Source organism: Spirillospora sp. NPDC046719, assembly GCF_040645715.1.
Lineage (GTDB): Bacteria > Actinomycetota > Actinomycetes > Streptosporangiales > Streptosporangiaceae > Spirillospora.
Genome location: NZ_JBEYYT010000936.1, coordinates 1 through 1,114, shown reverse-complemented (window position 1 = coordinate 1,114; position 1,114 = coordinate 1). Strand labels below are relative to the sequence as shown.

1 protein-coding gene is annotated in these 1,114 nt (G+C 80.1%); it reads left to right on the top strand.

Going from position 1 to position 1,114, the window contains the following annotated elements:
• Nucleotides 1-48: 48 nt before the first annotated feature.
• Nucleotides 49-1,114 (top strand): transcription antitermination factor NusB (locus tag ABZ914_RS51695; RefSeq protein WP_500201858.1); only part of this gene is annotated, 1,066 nt, incomplete at its 3' end.

Here is a 1,114-nt window from a genome sequence, read left to right as displayed (position 1 = left end):
AGGCCGTCCGCCAGCGCGTCGACGGACCGCTGCACGGTCTCGCCACGAGTGTCGCGGGGGGCCCCGGCGGGGCGCAGCACCAGGCGGTCCCCCCCCCCCCGCGCCCGCCGCGGCCGCCCCGACCGCAACCGCAGGCCCGGCGGCCCCCGCAAGACGGGCCGCCCGCAGGACCTCGTCCGGCGCACCGCGTTCGACGTGATCCGCGCCGTCGAGACCCGCGACGCGTACGCGAACCTGCTGCTGCCCACCCGCCTGCGCGACCGCGGCATCACCGGCCGCGACGCCGCCCTCGCCACCGAGCTGACCTACGGCACGCTGCGCGGCCGCGGCACCTACGACGCGGTCCTCGCCCTGTGCAGCGACCGCGAGCTGCGCCGCATCGACGCGCCGCTGCTGGACGTGCTGCGCCTCGGCGCCCACCAGATCCTCGCCACCCGCATCCCGCCGCACGCCGCGGTCGGGACGGCGGTGGAGCTGGCGCGGTCGGTGTCGGGCCCCGGCCAGGCGAAGTTCGCGAACGCGGTGCTCCGCAAGGTCGCCTCCCGCGACCTGGACGCCTGGCTCGCGATCGTCGCGCCCGCCGACGCCGACGCCACCACCCGGCTGTCGATCGCGCACAGCCACCCGAAGTGGATCGTGTCGGCGCTGCGCGACGCGCTCGGCCCCGACCGCGACGAGATCGGCGCCCTGCTGGAGGCCGACAACGCGCGCCCCCGGGTGACGCTGGTCGCCCGCCCCGGCCGCGCGACCGCGCAGGAGCTCTACGACGCGGGCGCCGCACCGGCCCCGTACTCGCCGTACGCGGCCGTGCTGGCGGAGGGCGACCCGGCGCACATCGACGCCGTCCGGGACGGCCGCGCCGCCGTCCAGGACGAGGCGAGCCAGATGGTCGCGCTCGCGCTCGCGGCGGCCCCGCTGGACGGGCGGGACGCCCGCTGGGCGGACGTCTGCGCCGGTCCCGGCGGCAAGGCGGGCCTGCTGGCCGCCGTGGCCGCCGGACGCGACGCGCGCCTCCTCGCCGCCGACGTCCAGCCGCACCGCGCGGGCCTCGTCCGGCGCGCGGTCGACGGCCGGGCGGGCGTCGTCGCGGCGGACGGCACCGCCCCGGCGTGGC